The organism is Tenacibaculum agarivorans (assembly GCF_001936575.1).
Taxonomy (GTDB): domain Bacteria; phylum Bacteroidota; class Bacteroidia; order Flavobacteriales; family Flavobacteriaceae; genus Polaribacter; species Polaribacter agarivorans.
The window spans coordinates 53,032-75,564 of sequence record NZ_MSMP01000018.1 but is presented as its reverse complement, the minus strand read 5'-3'; the positions used below and the strand labels follow the sequence as shown (position 1 = coordinate 75,564).

Genomic DNA, 22,533 nt, shown 5'->3' with positions numbered 1-22,533 from the left:
AGTTTGGTAAACTTACAGGATTAATATTTTTACTGTATGTTTGTAGCACTAGTAAATTGTTTGTGTTGAGTATGATGAAAAGATTTTTTAATGTAATTCCCCTATTCTTTGCAATTCCGTTTTTTGCACAGTATACTGATGTAATAAACTCAAATAGACCAGGTTTTTCTGAGAGTCCATATAGTGTAGGTATAGGTGTATATCAATTTGAATCTAGTATTTTCCATAGAAAATTTGAAGCTGAAGATCCAACGTTCAGCAATCCAAATGCTACAGGATTAGACTTGCATTTTAGAATGGGTGCTTTAGATGAAAAATTAGAATTCAGCTTAACAACTTCGTTACAAAGTAGTGATATAGTTTTTACTAATGTTTTTCAATCTACAAATTCTAAATTCGGATTCGGACAATTTACTTTAGGAGCTAAATATTTAGTGTATAAACCTACATACCAAGATCGATCAAAAGAAATAAGAAGCTGGAATAAAAGACATTCATTTGACTGGAAAAGATGGATTCCACATGTTGCTCCCTATGTAGGATTTAATATAGGACCTTTTGTTAACGACTTTCATGCCAGAGGTGGAATTACCCCTAAAATTGGAGTTTTACTACAAAACGAATTTTCTAGTAAATTAAATGTCATTACCAATATTCATTACAATTATATTGGCGGGTATTTACCTGAATGGTCTTATGTAGTTACTGGAACTCATAACTTTAACTATAATTGGTCAGGATTTATTGAACATCAAGCACTGTTTAATGAACAGGAAAGTCAAAGTAATTTAGGTTTAGGAGCTGCGTATTTATTTAATCAAGATTTACAGATTAACTCTTCTCTTCGTGCTACCTTTCAACACGAAAACGTAGGTTATTATGCTAGTGTTGGTGTATCTTATAGATTGGACCGACATGTAGAGCAATTTGAAGAGCTTGATGAATTTGGAAATAAAATAGAAGACGACGAAGTACAAACATATAATAAAGGGTTCTTTGGTCGATTATTTGATAAAATTGGTAGCATCTTCAAGAAAAAGGATAAAAGAGAACCTCAACTTGAAGAAGGTAAAGAGCCTACAGAAATTGAACCTAAGCCTAGAAGAACTCGTCAGAAATCTATTTTAGATGATTTAACTAAGAAAGACGAAAAAGCTAAGAAAAAGACAACAAAAGAAAAGGAGAAAGCCGCTAAAAAAATAAAAAAAGAAGAAGAAAAAGCACAAAGGCAACTCCAAAAAGAAAAAGAGAAGGAAGAAAAAGCAAAAAGAAAAGAACAAGAAAAATTAGAAAAAGAAATTAAAAAGTTAGAAGAGGAACTTAAAAAAGAAGAGGAAGAAGAGCTGAATAAAAAATATCAGGAAGAGAAAAAGAAGCGAGAAAAAGAGAAAGAAGAAGCAGATAAAAAGTATATTGAAGAACAAAAAAGAAAGCAAAAAGAAAAGGAAAAAGAAGAAGAAAATGAGAAAGATGAATAATAGAAATTATATTTTTGTTGTATGATACAACTCAAAGAAATAAAAACACGAAAGGAAATAAAGCAGTTTGTTTTATTTCCTTTCACTTTATATAAAGGTAATAAATATTGGGTGCCACCAATCATTAATGATGAAATAGCTCTTTTTGATTCAACTAAAAATCCAATTTTTGAAATTGCTGACGCTCAACTTTTTGTTGCTATCAAAAACAATAAAATTGTAGGTAGAGTTGCTGTAATTATTAATAATTATGAAGTAGATAAACAAGGAATTAAGAAAGTACGTTTTGGTTGGTTTGATGTTATAAATGATATAGAAGTTACAAAACTACTTATTGAAAAAGTTAGAGAAATTGGTAAACAGCATCAGTTAGAATATATGGAAGGTCCTGTTGGTTTTAATAATCTAGATAAAACAGGAATATTAACTGAAGGATTCGACCATATCGGTACTATGATTACATGGTATAATCATCCTTATTATAAGGATCATTTTGAACAATTAGGTTTTACAAAAGAAAAGGAATATCTCGAAAATAAATTTGTTTATAGTAATGCTAATAGTAAAAGATATGCTAAAGCTAGTCGTATTATTAAAAAACGTTATGATTTAAAACCTTTAAATTTTACCTCTACAAAACAGATTCTACCTTATGTAGATGAAATGTTTGAGTTGTTTAGCAAATCATATTCTAAATTATCTACCTACGTACCTATTTCTGATGCGCAGATACAATTCTTTAAGAAGAAATACATCAGTTTTATCAATCCTGAATACATAAAGTTTGTAGTCGATAAAGAAAATAAACTAATCGCTTTTGCTATAGTAATGCCTTCTTTTGCTGAAGCGTTACAAAAAGTAAAAGGTAAATTATTTCCTTTTGGTATTTTTCACTTGTTAAAAGCTAGAAAACATGCGAAAAGCATCACTTTTTATCTTATTGGTGTTGATCCTGCTTATCAAAATAAAGGGGTAACTGCAGTTATTTTTGAAGAATTCCATAAAGAGTTTACTAAAAACAATGTTAAAGAGTGTATACGTACTCCAGAACTTGTAGAAAATATGGCCATTAATAAAATATGGTCAAGTTTTAATCCATGGACACATAAAAAAAGAAGAACATATAGACTTGATTTATAATGCAACTTTTCTATAATCCTAATATCAATAATAATACTAAAGAGATTCTTTTTAATAAAGAAGAGAGCCGTCATATCATAAAAGTTTTAAGAAAAAAAATTGATGATACCCTATTCATAACTGATGGAAAAGGACATTTATATACCTCAAAAATTAGTGTTCCTAATGAGAAAAAATGCATCGCGAATGTTATAAATATAGAGAAAAAAGAAAAAGAATGGAACTATAGACTTCATGTAGCCATAGCTCCAACAAAAAATATGGATCGTTTAGAATGGTTTATTGAAAAAGCGACAGAAATTGGAATTGATGAGATTACTCCTATACTATGTAGTAACTCAGAGCGTAAAGTTGTAAAAACGGAACGCTTATTTAAAATTATGCTTTCTGCATTAAAACAGTCTTTGAAATTTAATGCGGTAATTATTAATGAGCCTATTACTTTTTCTCAATTTATTACTAAAAATCGTGAAGGGGATACCTTTATAGCTCACTGTTATGATACTGATAAAAAAAACTTTAGCGGCATTAGTTTCTCCGATGAAGTAACTGTACTCATTGGACCTGAAGGTGATTTTACCGAAAAAGAAGTAAAGATGGCTGTGCAGAATGATTGTATTCCTATTACCCTTGGAAAAAGCAGATTAAGAACGGAAACCGCAGGATTAACTGCTGTACAATTCTTAAATTTCTCTAACCAATAAACTACTGATTTTCTTTCTTTTGCTTACTATTTAAACTAATTTCAGGAAAAGTACCTTCTGCAGAAGTTTTATAAAATCAATTAATTTGTTAAATTTATAACATAATCAAACCCTATAAGTTAGTTTTGAGTGTTACAGAAGTGTTTAACTTATTTTTATTAATAAGTTCATTAGTTGGTTTTAGTTTAAGTGCTTTCATGTTTTTTTCTAAGTATGGAAAAGATAGAAGTCTGCTATTCTTAAACTTAATGATACTAACTATTGCTCTGAATAATTTTCAATCTTGGATACTTGAGCGTAATTTATTTCAACATAAGTTCTCACTTATTTACATACAAATACCTTGGCATTTTCTAAGTGCTCCTTTCTTTTATACCTTTTTAATTAATTATTTAGACATTAGAGATAAGCAGCGAAAATTACTAAAATATTTTCTTCCTGTTTTTGTAATCATGTGCGTTGCGCAAATAAGCTTTGTTATTATTTCTTCAAATAGCGGTACACAAGAAGAACTAAATTATATTTATGAGAAGTATACCTCTATTGAAGAATTGATTAGTCTTGTAAGCTCTTTATGTGTTTTTGTATACAGTTTTTATGTACTAAAAAACAAGGAAGAATCATTTAAAAAGATACTCACTTTTGATAATTTAAAATGGATTTATAACTTTTTTAAATTAACTGGATTTGTATATCTACTTTGGGTATTTGCCCTAGTTATTAAGTTTAGCTTAAATTTTACAGGGTTTCTTTATTCATATTATCCTTTAAGAATTTCAACTACTGTAATCATATTTATTTTAGGGTATCAAGGAATAAAGTATTTACGACTATTAAAAGAGAGAAAACATATTAGAGAAGAAATAGAAGAAGAAAATTCTCAAAAAGATGATAGTCCTATAAAAAACAATAAAAAAGAAAATAAATACGAAGAACATTTTATTACCATCGATTCTTTTATAAGAGATCATAAAAAATATCTTCAACCTAAATATACATTACATAATCTTTCTAAAGATATTAGCATTGGTACAAGCACACTCTCTGCAATAATTAACAATAATGCCAATAAAAGTTTTGTTGAATATATAAATGAAATGAGAGTAAATCAAGCTAAAAAATTTTTACTAAATCCTAAATACGAAGGATACACTATTGCTTCTATTGGACTAGAGTCTGGTTTTAATTCCAAATCAGCTTTTTATGATGTTTTTAAAAAACACACTGGTTGTACTCCTTTAGCCTTTAAAAATTCAAAAACTGTAAAGTCTGAATAAATAAAATTTGTCCTAAATCGTCCAGTTTTCAATGTTTTAGGAGTCTATTTAATTTAACTCTTCTAAATTTGATATCCGTTTTAAATAGGTGTTATTATCTATTTAAAAAATCGACCGAATTAATCTAAAAATATATAGAGAGTGCTACTCTCTATGAAGAGGGAAAAGCAAAACACTGTTTTTAACAGTGTTTTTTTTTGATATAATTTGTCCTAAAACATCCAAAATAGATGTTTTAGGAGTTTGTAAATAAACAACTTACGTATATTTGAAGTGAAAACTTACATAAACCAGTAAATATATTTAGGGATTAATATTTACTACTTTCTTCACAAAAAAAACACCATGCGGAAGGGGATGGTGTTTTTTTTATATTATTATTGTATTACATTTAAATTGATAAAATGAAGTTTTTCTTTTTCCTTTTCCTACACTGTTCTTTCTTAACTTTTGGTCAACAAGTAGGTATATTAAAATATGATGGCGGTGGAGATTGGTATGCAAATCCTACATCTTTACCTAATCTTGTAAAATTTAGCAATCAATTTACTCAGACATCTATTGATACAAATATCATTACAGTTGAACCTGATAGCGAAGATATTTTTAATTTACCTATTGTGTTTTTAACTGGACATGGTAATGTGTATTTTGATGATTCTGCTGTAGAAAACTTAAAAAAGTATTTAATTTCTGGTGGTTTTCTTCATGTTTCTGACAATTATGGATTAGACAAATACATAAGAAGAGAAATGAGAAAAATATTTCCTAAAATTGATTTTAAAGAGATTCCTGCTAATCACCCAATTTATCATCAAACATTTAAATTCTCAAAAGGTCTACCTAAAATTCATGAGCATGATAAAAAAGCACCTCAAGGTTTTGGACTTTTTTATGAAGGAAGATTAGTTGTTTTTTACGATTATGAATCTGATTTAAGTGATGGATGGGAAGATCGAGCAGTGCATAATAATCCTAATGAAATTCGAGAAAAGGCTTTAAAAATGGGGTCTAATATAATTGAATACGCTTTTAAGAATTAAACATATTCAAATTAGCATCCCATAATAGTTTAAGTCTATTAATTTACCATCTGTTGTGCAATAATCTCGTTGCATTACGCCTTCTAATGCAAAGCCACATCCCTTAGCTAGTTTAATACTTCTTATATTATCTTTAGAAATTCTACAGTACAACTTTTTAAATTCATGCTTTTTCACGGCCTCTTTTAGTAAATACTTAAAGCTTTGGGTTATGATACCTTTTCCTTCAAAGTTATGATCTATAAAAGCACCTATTTCAGCTTTAGGAACACTCCAATCTATATTTTTAAAATCAATAAAACCAATTGGTGTATCCTTGTCAAAAATTAAATACGGGAAATATTCTTTCTTCTCTATTTTTAACTCTATTTCTCTGCAGTAATTTATTGTACTTTCTAATGTTTGAGTGTGCTTAACTGTACCTGCAAAGAAATCTTCAAGTCTATTTTTATTATTGATCATTAGTTCAAAAAACTTTCTTGAATCTGAAAATGATAAAAGTTTAATTGTATAGTTTTCCATTTATTACCGTTATTTAATAACTGTAAAATAAACACTTTGTGAAAAGGAAATTATTGATTCAACTCAAGATTTTTTCAATCTACTCAACGTTTCAGGAGACATTCTTAAATAAGCAGCTATGTATTTATGTGGAATTTCTTGAAATAGTTCTGGATTTTTATGTAGAGCATCGTTAAATCTTTCCTCTGGGGAAGGAAGTAATAAATTTTGTTGCCTTTCAAATTGATAGAGAACAATTTCTTCTAATACATTATTCCACAATTTTAAATACTTGGCATCAGAATTTAAAAAAGTATGAAACTCATCTTTAGACAAAAAATAAGTTTCTGTATTCTTTAAAGCTTTAATTTCTAATTGGCTTTTTTGCTGTATTAAAAATGAATCTAAAGCTGTAATAATGGAATCCTTATAGCCAAAATACATGATATATTCTTCTTCTTCCTTAATAAAAGAAACTTTCACACTTCCTGATACGATAAAGTATATGTTGGTATTTGTAGTATCAGCTATTTTTAAAAACTCATTTCTTTTAAAGGTCTTTTTTTTATGTAAAATTCCTTCGGTATAAATATGATGTTTTAATAACTGATAGGCTTTCAAAATTTACATGAAATTAATTGACTATAGATTCCTGAATAGCTCTTTGAATTTTAGTTCTGATATTACTATGAACTAGTTTTTTATTTTTCATTGTAGGATATGTTCTATTTGATAAAAACACATATAAAATGCCAGTTTCAGGATCTGCCCATGTATAAGTACCGGTAAAGCCACTATGCCCAAAACTTTGATCAGAAACACAACCGCAAGTAGGCTTTTCTCTCGGGTTTATTTGTGGTTTATCAAAACCTAAACCTCTTCTATTACGTACTTCAGGATAGTATCGTTTATTAAATTTATCTATAGTTTCCGTTTTAAAGTATTGAACTCCACCATAGTTTCCTCCTTGTAAATACATTTGCATTAATTTAGCTACATCATTGGCATTAGAAAACAATCCAGCATGTCCTCCTACTCCACCTTGCATCGCCGCACCCATATCATGAACATAACCTCTTAACAATTGATTTCTATAGTAATCATCTTTTTCTGTTGGTACTACATCTTTCCAATTAAATTTCTTCAGTGGTAAATAAGAGGTTCTGTCTAAACCTAAAGAACTATAAAACTCATTTTCAACTACATTATCTATTGACTTTCTATACTTCCTTTCTACGATATCTTTCATAATATAATATCCTAAATCACTATATCGATAGCCTTTTCGCTCCCTTAGATTTGAATCTTTGATAATTGTATGAATAGAATCTTTGTATACTTTGTTTAGATAAACATTTTTAGCAACTTTAGTCGGAAACTCCTTTGATTTTTTTGTACTGTAATACTCTTTTGAAATTTTTCCTGTTACAGAATCTAATGTTCTAGTGTAAAATGGAATCCACGATTTTAATTGTGCATAATGTGATAGTATGTCTTTTAAGTTTATATTTTCCTTATTACTATCTTTATAAGATGGTAGTAAATCCTTTAAATCTGCATTTAAGGATACCTTCTTGTTCTCCTCTAATCGCATAACTGCTGGTAAAGTAGCTAAAATTTTTGTCAACGAAGCTAAATCGTAAACATCCGATTTTTTAACTTTCCTTCTTTTGTTATACGTTTGGTAACCAAATGTTTTATGATAGATTACTTTTCCATGTCTTGCCACTAATACTTGCCCTCCTGGTGTCATTCGTTGATTCAAAATAGTATCTATATAACGATCAACAACACTTAATTTTTCCGTTGACACACCTGCTTCTTCTGGTAGTGTATATTCAAATCGATTTAACGGTGATAAAATCAAACCTCTACCGACTTGAAAATCATTACGAATACTCACAGGAAGTTTACCAGATATCTCAAAAGCACCGAAAATAGCTTGTGCTGATAATTCCTGAGCTAATTTACTATTCTGGTAAGAAACAATAATATTTTCAATATTGGTGAATGTTTTTATATCTAATAAACTATATGGATTTGCAAAAACATCTAAAATTACCCTTTTATTTCTTGCTATTTCTTGAAGCCAAACTAAATCTTTATTCGAAAATTTATACGATTTCCAAGGATGTTTATTCGATTTATGAAAACCTACAATTACTACATTATAATCTTCTAGTTTCTTTGTTAAATTAGATAAATGCTTATCTGAAATTACATCTACTTTAGTGTAATTTCTAAGCATGTTCACAAAATCATCTCCTTTATCATCTCCTAATTTTACATAAGCAATATTGTTTACGTCTAATTTTTTTATAGGTAGAGTTTCACGAGTATTTTTTAATACTGTAATTGATTTTTTTATAAGATGTCTATGCAGAAGTTCATCTTGTACAGTATTCAAATCAGATAATAAATTCTCTTCTTGAATAGGTGTATAATTATGTAACCCTACTAAATACTTTGCCTTTAGAATCTTTCGTACTGATTTATCTATTCTCTCCTCCGTTAACTCTCCTTTTTCAATAGACTTTATAAATAGTTTTACTGTGTTTGGAATATCTTGTGGAATTAGTAAAATATCATTACCTGCTAAAAAAGTTGCTAGATTAATCTCTGCAGCTGTAGCATAATTTGCAGCTCCTTTCATATTTAAACCATCAGTAAGTACTAAACCTTCAAAACCTAGTTTTTCTTGTAATAAATTAGTTACTACATTTTTGGATAGTGAAGAAGGTAAATCTACATTAGGTTCAAGAGATGGGATGCTTAAATGTGCCGTCATTACACTTGCTACACCAGCATCAAACTGCTTCCTAAAAGGATATAGTTCTACAGAATCTATTCTCCTTTCAGTAAAATTAACAGACGGTAAGGTTAAGTGAGAGTCTGTTGAAGTATCTCCATGTCCAGGAAAATGTTTCGCATTAGCCAATACTCCTACGCTTTGCATTCCTTTAGTAAATGCCACAGATTTATTGGCTACATTTTCTTTCGTTTCACCAAAAGAACGATTACCAATAATAGGATTGTTGGCATTGGTATTGATATCTACCACAGGAGCAAAATTAATATGTATTCCAACACGTTTACATTGTTCTCCTATTCTTTTACCTAAGCGTTCAATTAAAGTATCATCTTGTACTGCTCCAAGTGTCATATTCCAAGGAAAACGATAGGTATTCTTTAAACGCATATCCAATCCCCATTCACCATCAAAACCAATTAAAAGTGGAACCTTTTTAGATAAATTTTGATATTTATTGGTTAAAGCCACCTGCTTTTCTGGTGTACCCTTCATGAAAATTAAATTTCCTACATGGTACTTAGTAATTAAATTATGTATAAAATTTTCGTGAGCTAAGTCTTTATTAGAATACGCTTGCATCATAAATAACTGTCCTATTTTTTCTTCCACAGACATATTTTTCATGATACTATCTACCCATTCATTCTGAAGTACATATTTCTCAGCTCTTAAAGGATCAACTTGTTGCCCTTGAATAAAATTTAAACAAAATAATGCTAATACTAGTAATTTTTTCTCCATGTAATACATTCACGCTTTAGAGTAAGTTATGATTCTTACTGTATGTTATTGGGGACCTTAAAAATTAAACAATTCTTATACCAAAAAACGATTATGCCAACTTTCTATTGCCGGAACTTCCCATTTTGTTTTGAAATCTCCTTTAGTATTCACCATATTATTAAATACTATAGTTTGAGAAGTTATTTTTTCTTCTTTAGCAAACTCCTGAAAATCTGATAATTTAACTACATTAATTCGATCTCCATCTTTAAAAGACACATTCATTTTATCCATTAAGTCTAAGTTAAATTCTTTTTCCAATTCTTGAATAAAACGTACTGAAGCATCAATAGAACAACCAGATGCAGCATTAAACGCTTCATCTATGGCTATAATTAAAAACTGATTATACTTAATGGTGAACGAACCTTTTAAATCCTCGCCATGTCTTGTCCATTTTTCTATAAATAAAATAGCCTTAGCTGATATCATTTCTACTTCTTCCAAAGTAAATTCTCTGTTTCCTTGGTACACCCAAATCCTAGCGGTTTCAGGTAATTCATTATAATCTATATACATTATCGTAAATTAAATTTTTGTTGTAGGGCTTTTAATTTTTCTTCATCAGACATTTCAGGCTGTTTGGGTCCACTCATTCGTTCTTTAATTTGACGCAATACCTTTTTAGTATATAGTGGAAAATCAGCCTGCTGAATCCATGAATTATAGCCTGGATTTTCTTTTAAAACCTCCTCTACAGTTCTTCCTTTATATTTTCCAAAAGAAAAAATTTCTTGCTCATTATCATCAAATAAAATAAATCCAGCAAAATCAGCACGTTTTGTATGTGAAGAGAACTCACTTAAAACTTCTACTGAATTTTCTATATCGTCGTACTTATCTAATTGAGCTTTCAAAATTTCATAGGTAGCCATGGTATCTGCTTCAGCAGAATGCGCGTCTTCCAAATCTTTTCCACAATAAAACTTATAACCTGCACTTAACGTACGCTGTTCTTTTTTGTGAAATATTACTTGGACATCTACAGCTTTTCTATTCTCCATATCAAAATCAATACCAGCTCTTAATAACTCTTCAGCTAATAATGGTATGTCAAACCTATTTGAATTGAATCCTGCTAAATCGGCATCCGCTATCATTTCATTTATCTTTTCTGCTAATTCTTTAAATGTAGGCTCATTTACAACTTTTTCATTTGTAATACCATGCACAGCTGTGGCCTGTTCTGAAATTTCTATTTCAGGATTTACCAACCATGTTTTACTTTCTTGAGTACCGTTAGGGAAGATTTTTAATATTGAGATTTCTACAATTCTATCTGTTGCAATATTGATACCTGTTGTTTCTAAATCAAAAAAAACGAGTGGTTTTTTTAAGTTTAATTCCATAAAGTTATTTGTATTCCTGGTTTGTTTATTAGGAAATATATTATTCTAAAGTTAACTAACGATGTAATTGTTACATCATTATTCGTTGTTTAATTGTTCTTTGAATTCATCGATCTTTTCCAAGATTTTTTTGTCTAAAGAAGGTTCTTTGAAATCGTATTCTTTAAACGTTTCTAAAATTGTTGTTGCTACAATCAAACGAGCAGTAGGTTTATCATCAGCAGGTATAATATACCAAGGTGCATAATCTGTAGATGTTCTATTAATAGCATCCTCATAACACTCCTGATATTGATCCCAAAGTTTACGTTCTTTTAAATCTCCTGCTGAAAATTTCCAGTTTTTCTCAGGTATGTTTAAACGTCTTAATAATCTATTTTTTTGTTCATCCTTAGATAAGTGCAAAAAGAACTTTAAAATGATAGTCCCATTTACAACCAAATGTTTTTCAAAATTATTAATTCTTTCCATTCTATCATGATAAAAATCATCATTTAAATCATCTAAACTTTTAACAGATGGAATATTTTCACCGAACACATATTCAGGGTGTACTCGAGTTACCAATACATTCTCATAATGTGTTCTATTAAAAACTCCGACTTTTCCTTTTGCTGGTAAAGCAATATAATGTCTCCACAAAAAATCATGCTTCAATTCAAGTTCAGTAGGCACTTTAAAACTATGAACCTCTACTCCTCTTGCGTTAAACTGCTTAAATACTTCTCGGATTAAACTATCTTTTCCTGAAGTATCCATACCTTGTAAACAAATTAAAGCACTATACTTGCCTTCTGCATACATTGTATTTTGTAAGTCTGCTATTTTCTTTCTTGTTTTTTTAAGCTTTTTCTCAGCATCTTCAATTTGCTCAAAAGTTGCTTTATTTTCTAACTGAATGGCTTCACTTACTTTATACTTGTCTAAATTCATATTCATGCTAAATTATTTCATAAATGTAAAAAAATATACTTCAATTTCACAGATTCTGTAAGCCTTTTACAACTATTTCTACTAACTTATAAATTTTGATTATACATGGCAAATCGTTTTCTTCTTATTTTCCTTTTGACTGCTATTTTTAGCTTTTCTCAAGAGAAACCAGTTGTGGTATTGGAATTGTTTACTTCGCAAGGATGTTCTAGCTGTCCACCAGCAGATAAAGTTTTAGATAAAATTAAACATTCAGCTGATCCTAGTAGCGTAATACCTATAGCGTATCATGTAGATTATTGGGATTATATAGGCTGGAAAGATCCTTTCGCATCGAATAAGTACACAAATAAACAGCGTGATTATGCTCAAAAATTTTATAGCAGCTCAATATATACTCCTCAATTAGTAATTAATGGAGATGAGCATTTTGTTGGATCCAATGAAATTAAAATCAATAGAAAGATAAAACAAATATTACATCGTAAGTCTAGTTCGAATTCAATTTCTATTTCTGATATAAAAACTTCTGATGATAAAGTGTTATTTTCTTATCAAATCAATGGAAAAATAAAAAAACATAAAATTTCCTATTTGTTAATTATTGACGAGCGAATTACAAGTGTAAAAAGAGGAGAAAACAGAAATAGAGTTTTAAAGAATACCAATATTGTCGTTCGTGAAAAAAGTGAGGTATTAAACGTAAAAGAAGGAAAAGCAGAAATAGCGATACCCAAAATTGTTTCTAAAAAAGATAAACTTCGACTTGTAGTTTTAGTGAAAGACAAAGAATCTTTTATAACTACTGGTATTCAAGTTACTTTATAAAAAAAGACGATCTAAAAAATGTTTCATAAATAGTCATTGTGAAAAAATGGAATACAATGAAGTTTTTTAGCAATCTAACCTTTATAAAGTAAGATTACTTTAGCTTTACTAGCTTTGTAATGACACATTACGATTATTTTTTAGATCGTCTTTCTCTTCAAACTCTATTCTTACAATTTATATATCATAAAAGAACACTTGTTTCACTTTTTGATTTGTAGTTGCACTATTACCATTATGAAGTCTAGCATTAACTGATAATTCTAGTGTATACGTACATCTGTCCATATCATTAGGTGGATTGTTAAGCTGTGAACTCGCATTAGTAACTTCATCCGAAACGGGAACTAAGCCTGTGTTATTTGGTAAAACGCCATCATCTATATTTCTATCGACAGAACCACTATTACTTTCTAAATGCAATCTAACATATGATAAATAAGGATGATATACTGTATATTTTGCATGTATCGTTCCATTTATAGGTGTACACAACGTAGTAGCTTCTAATTCTGCTATTGATAATTTCTTATATAAAGAAGTATTATTCATTACTACTGAATTTAAAGTTCTACCACTACCTGGAATAGTATTAAATTGATTTGTCGCTTTGTTTATCACTTCTCTTATTTCAAATCGGATAGCAAATTTTTCTACTGATGCCTTTTCTGAAGGTGGTATGTCTTGCCCTGCTGAAATTGTACTAGTGACATTTGACGCCGTGGTTAGCTTTCTAGTATCTAAAGAAATTAACGTATCCGTATCAATAATGTCAAATAAAGATAAGTCTGCTGGAGTTAAGCCATTTGCAATTAATGTTCTGTCAATAGCTTTATTTACATCAAACCAACCATTGGCATCAAAATCAGCTTGTGCACTGGAAACTGAAATGATATTATTACTAGGCAGTGATATTTTTCTACTAAGACGTAATACTTCTCTAGAAACAAATAAACCAGGCTCAACTCCTACTACTCTATTGAAATTACTATCCGCTGGACTTGAACTACCATTTGGTGTAGTTACATTACTCACCAAAAAACGGTATTCTATAGGATTACCTCTTACCGATTTTAAAGCTGCCTGACCTGTTAAATTAATCACACTATACAATGCATATTTACCCGCACCAGCAAAACCATCTACATCAAAATCTCTGGTACTTGTCCCAAATGAAGCATTGAAAGCACTTCCTATTCCTGTCCAAGCACTAGGAAAATTAGAATCATTTGGATCAACCACATTTACCTCTGAACATAAAGTAACACATAAACAATGGTTTACATTTTTTCTAGCATCTGCTTTTTTTTCATCTACTAAAGTAGCTCCAGCTAATTCAGCTTTAAAGTATACATCTGGTCCACTCTGAAAACGTAATGGCAATCCTGGATCTGTTTCTACATTAATCACAGGAGATAAAAATGTTTGTTTAAATGTTTTTGAAGTGTAGTCAATTCTGAAATGTCCATTAGAATCAGTTGTTGTACTACCTAGACTATCATCTGAAAGAAAATCAGCATCAAAAGCATTTACAGTAGCTCCTTTAATTGGAGTTCCTATTTGACAATTCAATAATTTTCCACAGATAACCCAAGCATCAAAAAGAACTCCTCTAATATAACACCACCACTTTGAGTTAATGATATAATCATGGAATGCTAATTCAAAATCTTGTGTAGAATCGAAATCCCATTTTGGTAAAAATGTTTCTGCATAAAATTGTCTTGTTGGAAATTTACCTTGTTCATGTAATGATTTTGGAACGGTATTCAATTCGAAATGAAATTCTAAATTTCCATCTTGATAATTTTCAAAAAGTTCTATCTCATAATTACCTGATTCATCTGTAAATCCTTCGCCTACCAAAAAATTATCTTTGCTTTTAATTTCTTTCTCTGATAAAAGTTTGAATGAGTTTCTAGAATTTGCTACATCATCATTAGTCGATTGATATAATTTTACTTTAGTATTACTTACACTTTCTAAACAATCTTCACATATGTATCCAGAAAGGTTTCCTTTAATCTGTTTCATTATTTTTAAATTTAAGTTGGTTATAGATTTGTCAATCAACAGATTAACATTTTCACAAAATTAACCACCTAATAACCAGAGAAAGAAATGTTTACACCCTTTAAAACCATCAGGTTTACCCTATTTTATGTATAGTTTTTATCTTATACTTTTCTGGGGTATTTCACCTTTATAAATCGTATATTTAGGGTATGAATAAAAATAAATTAATACTACAAGCTAGCTCTAATGCTAAAGGTAATACGTATAAGATTGTTACGTATTTAAATCAAGACAACCAATTTGATATTATAGATCTTTCTACTAAAAACATTGGACATTTTAATTATAATTTTGAAAACGCTAATGATGATTTCCTCCCTTTAATGGAAGAAATTATTGAAAAATACGATACTATAGTCTTTGCTACTCCTGTTTATTGGTATTCTATGAGCGGAATTTTAAAAGTTTTTTTTGATCGACTTTCAGATCTTTTACATTACAAAAAAGAATTAGGAAGAAAACTAAGAGGTAAAAAAATGGCAATGATTAGTAACTCTGGAGAAAATGATCGAAGAGATGGATTTGAAATGCCTTTTATTGAAAGTGCTAAATACTTAGGAATGGAATATCTTGGAGACACACATGCTTTTTTTACAGAAAATGAAATTGATAATCATGCTAAACATAACATTAATACATTAAAAAACAAACTTTAGCTTTTATATTTATTATCTTTATCGTAATATTGCAATATATAAATGGGAGTAACAAAAAAAGACATATACACCAAAGAGCAAAATGAAATTGCTACTATAGCTAAGGTTCTTGGTCATCCTGCTAGGATAGCCATTTTAGAACATTTATCTAGAACAAAAACGTGTATTTGTAGTGATCTTGTTAATGAAATTGGATTAGCACAAGCAACAATTTCGCAACATTTAAAAGAATTAAAAAAAGTAGAAATTATTCAAGGAACAATAGAAGGTACAAGTGTTTGCTATTGTTTGAATCAAGAAAAATGGACAGAAATTAAACATATAATATCTAATTTTTTAAACGTATTTTCTTGTACCGAAAGTAAATGTTGTTAAAAAATTTTACATTAATCAATCGTAATATTACAATGAATACAAAATTAAAAGAAACCATTGAATCAGTTGCTAAGCTTGAAATTCCTGAAAATAGAAAGGAAATTCTCAATCCTTTCATTGAATACTTAAATGAGAAGATTTCTAAGAATGAAAAAATAGCCATTAATTTTATCTGTACACACAATTCAAGAAGAAGTCATTTAGGACAAATTTGGACACAAACATTAGCAAAGTACTTAAATTTAGATACAATAACCACATATTCTGGAGGAACGGAAAATACTGCCGTTGCTACACCAATTATTAAAACCTTAAGTAATCAAGGTTTTGCAATTACTAAATTAAGTGAAAATAATAATCCTATATATGCTATTAGCTATGATGAAAATACTCATCCAATTATAGGTTTTTCAAAAAAATATCATGATGAGTTTAATCCTACTAGCAATTTTGCAGCAATAATGACCTGCTCTGAAGCTGATGGGGGCTGTCCATTTGTTGCTGGCTCGGAAAAAAGGATTCCAATTACTTATGAAGACCCTAAAATAGCAGATAATACTGATTTAGAACAACAAACATATACAGAAAGAAGTAATCAAATTGCTTCTGAGATGTATTATGTCTTATCACATTTAAAACAATAACATATGATACTTTCAGAAATTAAACAGCATTTACAAGATTTAAAAACGATAGCTTTTGAATTGCCTGACGGAACATTAGTACCAGAACATTTTCATGTTACTGAAGTTGGAAAAGTAACCAAACACTTTATTGATTGTGGTGGCGTATTGCGCAAAGAAGAGAAAATCAATTTTCAATTATGGAATGCTAATGATTACAACCATAGATTACATCCTGAAAAACTGATCAATATTATAGAATTATCTGAAAAAACATTGAACTTAAAGGATGTAGAAATTGAAGTTGAATATCAAGGAACTACTATTGGTAAATATGATTTAGATTTTAATGGAGAAAATTTCTTATTGGTAAATACAGCTACAGCTTGCTTAGCCGAAGATCAATGTGGCATACCATCCACTCCAAAAACTAAATTAAAACTTTCAGAAATACAAAGCCAAGGATTTAGCTGCGACCCGAACTCCGGATGCTGCTAATTGTTATAAAACTTATACCTTAAAAATTAAATAGAAAATTCAATTTGATTGACATAAATAAAAAAAACGAGTGTTTCATCTCGTTTTTTTTATACATTCTTCATTTTTTACTAACAGTTATTGATTTACCGTAAATTTACAATTGGTTTTAAAATGGTATATTCGCGCCGAATAATCCCTAAACATGTTTAAAATCATGAGAAAACTAATTTCAACTTTATTTTTAAGTTTACTATTACTCTCTCTTTATAATTGTTCTGAATGTAATAATGAAAACCCAAGAGCTAGAGTTACTAACTTAAGTAGTAATGAAGTTAGCGTACAAATTAAAACCTCAGGTGGTAATACTGAAAACATAAGTAATATTGAAACTGGTAAATCATCTGAATTTAGATCATATTCACCAGGTGATGTTAACTTTATAATTACTTCTAAAAATAAACTCGAATTTGAAGCAGAAACAGAAGTTGATTTTTGTACCGATTACGAAATAATAATAGAAGAAAACAATTCTATAACTATCATACCAACAAACATAGAATAGAATCATATAAATTACCGAAAATAAAAATCCCAAGTTTTTAACTTGGGATTTTTATTTTAAACTTCTTTATCAAAAGAATACCTATTTCTTTTCTTAAAAGGACGTATTATCAATCGCGTTTCTCTATCATATCTAATATAATTATACACCCAATTTAAAAAAACTACTGCTTTATTTCTAAATCCTATTAAAGAAAACAAATGCACTACCATCCATACAAACCATGCAAAAACCCCTTGAAATTTCCATTTTGGTAAATCTACTACAGCTTTATTTCTTCCTATAGTAGCCATAGAACCTTTATCATTATAAACAAATGGTTCAATATCTTTATTTTTCAATTCCGCTAGAATATTTTTTGCTACTAATCTTCCTTGCTGAATAGCAGGTTGTGCCATCATTGGATGTCCCCTAGGGTAATCTACAGTATTCATACAGGCTACATCTCCAATTGCAAAAACATTAGTATGTGCCACTACTCTATTAAACTCATCAACCTTATATCGTTCAGCTCTTTCAATTACACATTCTGCTTCTAATCCATCTACTGTTGCTCCTTTTACTCCTGCTGCCCAAATCACAGTACTTGACCTAAAATGATCTTCTCCATTAGTCTTTACTACATTTCCATCATAATCGAGTACTCGCAAATTTTTCCAGACATCAACCCCTAGTCGTATTAAAAAATCCTCTGCTTTTTCAGAAGCTTGCGTGCTCATTCCTTTTAAAATACACTCTGAACTTTGAATAAGATTTATTTTCATTAACCTTATATCCAAATCAGGATAATCTTTAGGTAAAATTTCTTTTTTCATTTCCGCAAGAGCTCCTGCTAATTCAACTCCAGTAGGCCCTCCTCCAACAATAACAAAGTTCATTAACTTTTTTCTTTCTTCTAAATCAGAAGTTAATAATGCCTCTTCAAAATTTTCAAGAATTAAGCTTCTGATATTGAGCGACTGTGGAATGGATTTCATTTCCATTGTAAACTTCTCAATATTAGTATTTCCAAAGAAATTTGTAGTAGAACCTGTAGCTATCACCAGGTAATCATAATCCAACTTTCCTATAGAAGTATTAATCTCCTTATTTTCAGTATTGATTTGAACTACTTCTGCCAACCTGAAATAAAAGTTTTCAACATTATTAAATCGTTTTCGAAGTGGAAATGCAATACTATCTGGCTCTAGACCTCCAGTTGCAACTTGGTACAATAAAGGCTGAAAAGTGTGATAATTATGTTTATCGATAAGTACTACTTGAAGTTCTTGATTTTCTAATCCTCTAGCAGCAGCTAAACCCGCAAAACCCCCACCAATAATGACTACTCGTGGAAAACTGGTTTGAGGTATATTCATATGTTATATATTTTTAAGCAATAAATTAATTATGGAAAGCAAATTTAATTAAAACTTCCTTGGTTTTAAATAATTACGATTTCTTATTATTTTTCATTTTTTTTAACAACCTCTCAAAAATACTTAGATATTCGAAAAAAGAAATTTTTAATGTTTTTATTTGAAACAATATTTTATAGATTTGTTATAGTAACATTAATTACACCTCTTTTATATGTTTACTATTTTCAAAAAAAAGAAACAGAAACATTTCATCATTAACTGTAACACAGACAGCATTTTAGTAAATGGAACTGCGCTTACTTTCCCTACTCAATACCAAAATTTAGTTGAAGTTTTTGGTGAGCCAACTAGAACTATTAACTCAAGTAGTGAATATATTATTTGGGACGATTTTGGTATTTCTTGTAGCTTAAAAAGTGACGATCATATCGTATCTATTAATGTATATCAAAGTTCAAATACAAGTGAATATGTTCCTAAAAAACCATATACAGGAACTCTATTTTTTGAAGAAGAAGATATTACATTTAATGAATTTAGTAAAATAGGATTAGGTAAAGTTGCTATCCATAGATTAGGAAGCGAAAATGAAACTCGATTTGGTTTTAGTATTGGAATTAATAATGATTATAAAATCTAACCTTTATTCTTAAGCTTCAATAATTCTCTTTCTAAAAATAAAAGTTTGTTTTCTACTTCATCACCTACTTCAGGTAAACGTTTTATGAAAGCAAATTTTGCTAACCATAGCTCTTTTATAGATGTTTGAGGAAAAATTTTCTCTTCGATATTTTTATGTGCTGCTTTAAAAATCACTTTATCAGCGATAAAGTAAACCTTCCTTACTACAATTTCTTCTTTCAATACAGCTACAACAATTTCTCCATTCCCAAAATTCATCATTTCTTCTTTTGGGATAAATTGGCCAATAATTATATCTTTAGGATACAAACCTTTATCATGATCTGTCATTTCTAAATTAGTAACAGTAAACGCTCTTAATTGCTCATCAGTATCAATTGGTAAACTAATTATTGGTAAATCATTTATAAAAGACACGTTATCAAAATATTCACAATACCCCTTTATATTCTTTTCTGACACATAAGGGATGGATAATAAACTTTCTTTTTCATATTCATTGTCATCTAGAATTAAATCTTCTTTAAAACGTAACAATTCATTAACTGTTAAATCTGACGTTAGCAAACTATCTATGGTTATGCTAAAATAATTAGCAATCTTAATAATTGTCTCTATTTTAGGCTCGCTTCTTCCCTCTTCATAAGCCCCTAAAGTAGCTCTCTTTAAGTCAAATATTTCAGCAAATGATTTTTGACTCAAACCTTTAACTCCTCTTATTTTTTTAATGTTTCTACCAAAAAAAGACATGCTTTGCTAATTTTATTTGCAATTACTAAAATAATTCGTATCTTTACACTAACAATATTAGCTAATAAAAACGAATATTGCTAATTTTTCTAGAAAAAACTATATTAAACTATTAACTATTTTATTATGATTCTATTAACTTTACAACTCGTAACAGTATTAATTTCAAAAATACTAGGCTAACTAAAATCAACTATAAAACCAGAACTAATTGCTAATGAACATTCACTTTAACAAAACCAAAGATTTTTTATTACAACTTAACTTTACAATTCGTAAAGAGATTGAAACTGATGGGATTTTTGTTATTGAAAAAGAAAATTTTGGAATTAAAAATTTAATTATTGGCGTTGCTTATCCTATACTAGTTATGGAACAATTTATTTTTAAAGCAACCCAACCTAATGAAGCTATGTTTAAAGCATTACTTCAAAAAAATAGAGATATCATTCATGGGGCTTTTGTGCTTGATGAAACTGGTGAACGTGTCATTTTCAGAGACACATTACAATTGGAAAATTTAGATATTAATGAATTAGAAGCTAGTTTAAACTCTCTAAGCCTATTACTTAGTGAATACTCTGAGCAAATCATTAATTTCTCAAAATATTAGAAATTATGAACTTTTTTAAACGACTTTTTAAAATCGGTCAAGCAGAAGCAAATGCTGCCATAGATAATATGGAAGACCCGATTAAAATGACAGAACAAGGCATTCGTGATTTACGAATAGATCTTGAAAAATCATTAGAATCTTTAGCACAAGTTAAAGCTTTAGCTATTAGAGCTAAAAATGATATTGATGAATTCACAACCAAAGCTAATGACTATGAGCAAAAAGCAATGTTAGTACTCACTAAAGCCAAAAATGGTGAACTGGAATTTAATGAAGCTGATGAATTAGCTAAACAAGCTCTAATTAAAAAAGAAGAAATACATTTGCAAATACAACAGGCAAAAAATGAAGCAGATAATTTTGATAATTCTGTTGCCCAATTAGAAGGAAATGTTCAAGAAATTAAAAGCACAATTAATAAGTGGGAAAATGAATTAAAAACGTTAAAAGCCCGTGTGAAAGTTTCTAAAGCAACAAAAAACTTAAATAAACAAATGGCTGAAATGGATAGCTTAGGAACTGTTGCTATGTTAGAACGCATGAAAGAAAAAGTGCAACAAGAAGAAGCTCTAGCTGAAGCTTATGGAGATGTATCAAAATCATCTAAAACCATAGATCAGAAATTAAATGAAATTACAGATACCAAAAATAAAACGGCTGAAGATAATTTAGCACAACTAAAGAAACAATTAGGATTTGAAGACAAATAACAACAAGTACCTATTATGAGTTATGAATTACGATTTGTCTTTTTAATTTTTACTATTATTCAATCGTAATTCATAATTTAAAATTAATATAACAACTAGCTATGACACTAACCGATTTAGTTTTTTCATCAATAAATGCACCGCTCACAGTATTACTTATAGTATTAGCTGTATATAGAGTAGTAACGATGCTATTTGGGATGGATTTTGACTTTGATCTAGATTTTGATATCGATGTTGATGTAGACATGGACGTAGATGCTGATTTTGATGTTGATGGAGATTCTTCATTTGATGCCACAGGAATAGATGTTGAAGATATTTCTAATGTTGAATTGAAAAACGAAACTATAGTTGGTAAAAAAAAGAAAACATTGAAATGGTGGCAGGTATTTTTAATTTATTTCAATTTTTCTGAATTACCTTTCTTATTTACATTTACAGCTTGGATATTTTTCTGGTGGGCTATAACAGTAATAGGAACATTTTATACTCATAGCTATGAAAACTCATTCGGGTTACTAATTTTCTTTGCAGCTATTATACCGTCATTATTTATTAATAAAATATTTACAACACCATTTAAAGCTATATTTAAAAAACTAAATCGAAAAGGAGAAAGTGCTTTAGACTTAATCGGAAGAACAGGCACTTCTTTATCTAACATTTCAGGAGACAAACTAGGAAGTGTAAAATTATTTGTAGAAAATGATCCTATAAATATTTATGCAAAATCTTTGAATGGAGATCCAATTGCCTCAGGAAATGAAATACTAATCATTAAAGAATCAAAAGATAAAAAATTTTATTACATCAAAAATTATTAAATAAAAA

24 protein-coding genes are annotated in these 22,533 nt (G+C 29.2%); 15 read left to right on the top strand and 9 right to left on the bottom strand.

Going from position 1 to position 22,533, the window contains the following annotated elements; all coding sequences use genetic code 11:
* Positions 1-71 precede the first annotated feature (71 nt).
* The 5 genes from BVC87_RS23435 to BVC87_RS14330 all read left to right on the top strand — a co-directional run bounded on the left by BVC87_RS23435 (position 72) and on the right by BVC87_RS14330 (position 5,642).
* Complete coding sequence (locus tag BVC87_RS23435) at positions 72-1,478, top strand: transporter (RefSeq protein WP_083629490.1); 1,407 nt, start codon at positions 72-74, stop codon at positions 1,476-1,478.
* 21 nt (positions 1,479-1,499) lie between these two features.
* Positions 1,500-2,618, top strand: coding sequence for a GTP cyclohydrolase (locus BVC87_RS14345; RefSeq protein WP_075343084.1), 1,119 nt, complete (start codon positions 1,500-1,502; stop codon positions 2,616-2,618).
* The gene (locus tag BVC87_RS14340) at positions 2,618-3,322 is read left to right on the top strand and encodes a 16S rRNA (uracil(1498)-N(3))-methyltransferase (RefSeq protein WP_075343083.1); all 705 of its coding nucleotides are present in this window, start codon (positions 2,618-2,620) and stop codon (positions 3,320-3,322) included. The genes BVC87_RS14345 and BVC87_RS14340 overlap by 1 nt, the downstream gene beginning before the upstream one ends.
* A 248-nt stretch (positions 3,323-3,570) precedes the next feature.
* The gene (locus BVC87_RS14335; RefSeq protein WP_159439363.1) at positions 3,571-4,599 is read left to right on the top strand and encodes an AraC family transcriptional regulator; all 1,029 of its coding nucleotides are present in this window, start codon (positions 3,571-3,573) and stop codon (positions 4,597-4,599) included.
* 404 nt (positions 4,600-5,003) lie between these two features.
* A complete protein-coding gene (locus BVC87_RS14330) occupies positions 5,004-5,642 on the top strand; it encodes a DUF4159 domain-containing protein (RefSeq protein ID WP_075343081.1) in 639 nt (212 codons plus the stop codon).
* Between the two features lie 6 nt (positions 5,643-5,648).
* On the opposite strand, the gene BVC87_RS14325 is transcribed toward BVC87_RS14330, so the two are convergent.
* The 6 genes from BVC87_RS14325 to BVC87_RS14300 all read right to left on the bottom strand — a co-directional run bounded on the left by BVC87_RS14325 (position 5,649) and on the right by BVC87_RS14300 (position 12,020).
* Complete coding sequence (locus BVC87_RS14325) at positions 5,649-6,164, bottom strand: GNAT family N-acetyltransferase (RefSeq protein ID WP_075343080.1); 516 nt, start codon at positions 6,162-6,164, stop codon at positions 5,649-5,651.
* A 63-nt stretch (positions 6,165-6,227) separates the two neighbouring features.
* Positions 6,228-6,764 carry a Crp/Fnr family transcriptional regulator gene (locus tag BVC87_RS14320; RefSeq protein WP_075343079.1) on the bottom strand — a complete coding sequence of 179 codons (537 nt, stop codon included), beginning with the start codon at positions 6,762-6,764 and terminating at the stop codon, positions 6,228-6,230.
* A gap of 13 nt (positions 6,765-6,777) precedes the next feature.
* Positions 6,778-9,696: a glycoside hydrolase family 3 N-terminal domain-containing protein gene (locus BVC87_RS14315; RefSeq protein WP_075343078.1), complete on the bottom strand. Its 2,919-nt coding sequence runs from the start codon at positions 9,694-9,696 to the stop codon at positions 6,778-6,780.
* Between the two features lie 75 nt (positions 9,697-9,771).
* The gene (locus BVC87_RS14310) at positions 9,772-10,257 is read right to left on the bottom strand and encodes an ABC transporter ATPase (RefSeq protein ID WP_075343077.1); all 486 of its coding nucleotides are present in this window, start codon (positions 10,255-10,257) and stop codon (positions 9,772-9,774) included.
* Positions 10,257-11,087 carry a 3'-5' exonuclease gene (locus BVC87_RS14305; RefSeq protein ID WP_075343076.1) on the bottom strand — a complete coding sequence of 277 codons (831 nt, stop codon included), beginning with the start codon at positions 11,085-11,087 and terminating at the stop codon, positions 10,257-10,259. Before BVC87_RS14305 ends, BVC87_RS14310 begins: the two co-directional genes overlap by 1 nt.
* A 78-nt stretch (positions 11,088-11,165) precedes the next feature.
* On the bottom strand, positions 11,166-12,020 hold the full coding sequence (locus BVC87_RS14300) for a PPK2 family polyphosphate kinase (RefSeq protein WP_075343107.1): 855 nt from the start codon (positions 12,018-12,020) through the stop codon (positions 11,166-11,168).
* Between the two features lie 105 nt (positions 12,021-12,125).
* On the opposite strand from BVC87_RS14300, the gene BVC87_RS14295 reads away from it, so the two are divergent.
* Positions 12,126-12,848 (top strand): DUF1223 domain-containing protein, encoded by a 723-nt coding sequence (locus BVC87_RS14295; RefSeq protein WP_075343075.1) that lies wholly within the window; start codon positions 12,126-12,128, stop codon positions 12,846-12,848.
* A 177-nt stretch (positions 12,849-13,025) separates the two neighbouring features.
* On the opposite strand, the gene BVC87_RS14290 is transcribed toward BVC87_RS14295, so the two are convergent.
* Positions 13,026-14,882 (bottom strand): transthyretin-like family protein, encoded by a 1,857-nt coding sequence (locus BVC87_RS14290; protein ID WP_143569790.1) that lies wholly within the window; start codon positions 14,880-14,882, stop codon positions 13,026-13,028.
* A gap of 191 nt (positions 14,883-15,073) precedes the next feature.
* On the opposite strand from BVC87_RS14290, the gene BVC87_RS14285 reads away from it, so the two are divergent.
* The 5 genes from BVC87_RS14285 (at position 15,074) to BVC87_RS14265 (ending at position 17,620) form a co-directional block, all read left to right on the top strand.
* Complete coding sequence (locus tag BVC87_RS14285) at positions 15,074-15,580, top strand: flavodoxin family protein (protein ID WP_075343073.1); 507 nt, start codon at positions 15,074-15,076, stop codon at positions 15,578-15,580.
* A 42-nt stretch (positions 15,581-15,622) separates the two neighbouring features.
* On the top strand, positions 15,623-15,955 hold the full coding sequence (locus tag BVC87_RS14280; RefSeq protein ID WP_075343072.1) for an ArsR/SmtB family transcription factor: 333 nt from the start codon (positions 15,623-15,625) through the stop codon (positions 15,953-15,955).
* A 32-nt stretch (positions 15,956-15,987) separates the two neighbouring features.
* Positions 15,988-16,599 (top strand): arsenate-mycothiol transferase ArsC, encoded by a 612-nt coding sequence (locus BVC87_RS14275; protein ID WP_075343106.1) that lies wholly within the window; start codon positions 15,988-15,990, stop codon positions 16,597-16,599.
* 3 nt (positions 16,600-16,602) lie between these two features.
* Positions 16,603-17,076: a DUF6428 family protein gene (locus BVC87_RS14270; protein ID WP_075343071.1), complete on the top strand. Its 474-nt coding sequence runs from the start codon at positions 16,603-16,605 to the stop codon at positions 17,074-17,076.
* Between the two features lie 196 nt (positions 17,077-17,272).
* On the top strand, positions 17,273-17,620 hold the full coding sequence (locus BVC87_RS14265; RefSeq protein ID WP_143569789.1) for a hypothetical protein: 348 nt from the start codon (positions 17,273-17,275) through the stop codon (positions 17,618-17,620).
* Positions 17,621-17,676: 56 nt separating this feature from the next.
* Here BVC87_RS14265 and BVC87_RS14260 read toward each other — a convergent pair whose 3' ends face one another.
* Complete coding sequence (locus BVC87_RS14260) at positions 17,677-18,978, bottom strand: NAD(P)/FAD-dependent oxidoreductase (RefSeq protein ID WP_075343069.1); 1,302 nt, start codon at positions 18,976-18,978, stop codon at positions 17,677-17,679.
* A 214-nt stretch (positions 18,979-19,192) separates the two neighbouring features.
* On the opposite strand from BVC87_RS14260, the gene BVC87_RS14255 reads away from it, so the two are divergent.
* Positions 19,193-19,621 carry a DUF7738 domain-containing protein gene (locus BVC87_RS14255; protein ID WP_075343068.1) on the top strand — a complete coding sequence of 143 codons (429 nt, stop codon included), beginning with the start codon at positions 19,193-19,195 and terminating at the stop codon, positions 19,619-19,621.
* Here BVC87_RS14255 and BVC87_RS14250 read toward each other — a convergent pair.
* The gene (locus BVC87_RS14250; protein WP_075343067.1) at positions 19,618-20,373 is read right to left on the bottom strand and encodes a helix-turn-helix domain-containing protein; all 756 of its coding nucleotides are present in this window, start codon (positions 20,371-20,373) and stop codon (positions 19,618-19,620) included. The two genes, BVC87_RS14255 and BVC87_RS14250, sit on opposite strands and share 4 nt — an antisense overlap.
* 217 nt (positions 20,374-20,590) lie before the next feature.
* Here BVC87_RS14250 and BVC87_RS14245 point away from each other — a divergent pair, with 217 nt between their 5' ends.
* The 3 genes from BVC87_RS14245 to BVC87_RS14235 all read left to right on the top strand — a co-directional run bounded on the left by BVC87_RS14245 (position 20,591) and on the right by BVC87_RS14235 (position 22,526).
* The gene (locus BVC87_RS14245; protein ID WP_075343066.1) at positions 20,591-20,986 is read left to right on the top strand and encodes a type III secretion system chaperone family protein; all 396 of its coding nucleotides are present in this window, start codon (positions 20,591-20,593) and stop codon (positions 20,984-20,986) included.
* 5 nt (positions 20,987-20,991) lie between these two features.
* Positions 20,992-21,699, top strand: a complete 708-nt coding sequence (locus tag BVC87_RS14240) for a PspA/IM30 family protein (protein WP_075343065.1) — start codon at positions 20,992-20,994, stop codon at positions 21,697-21,699.
* A gap of 101 nt (positions 21,700-21,800) precedes the next feature.
* A complete protein-coding gene (locus BVC87_RS14235; protein WP_075343064.1) occupies positions 21,801-22,526 on the top strand; it encodes an OB-fold-containig protein in 726 nt (241 codons plus the stop codon).
* Positions 22,527-22,533 lie beyond the last annotated feature (7 nt).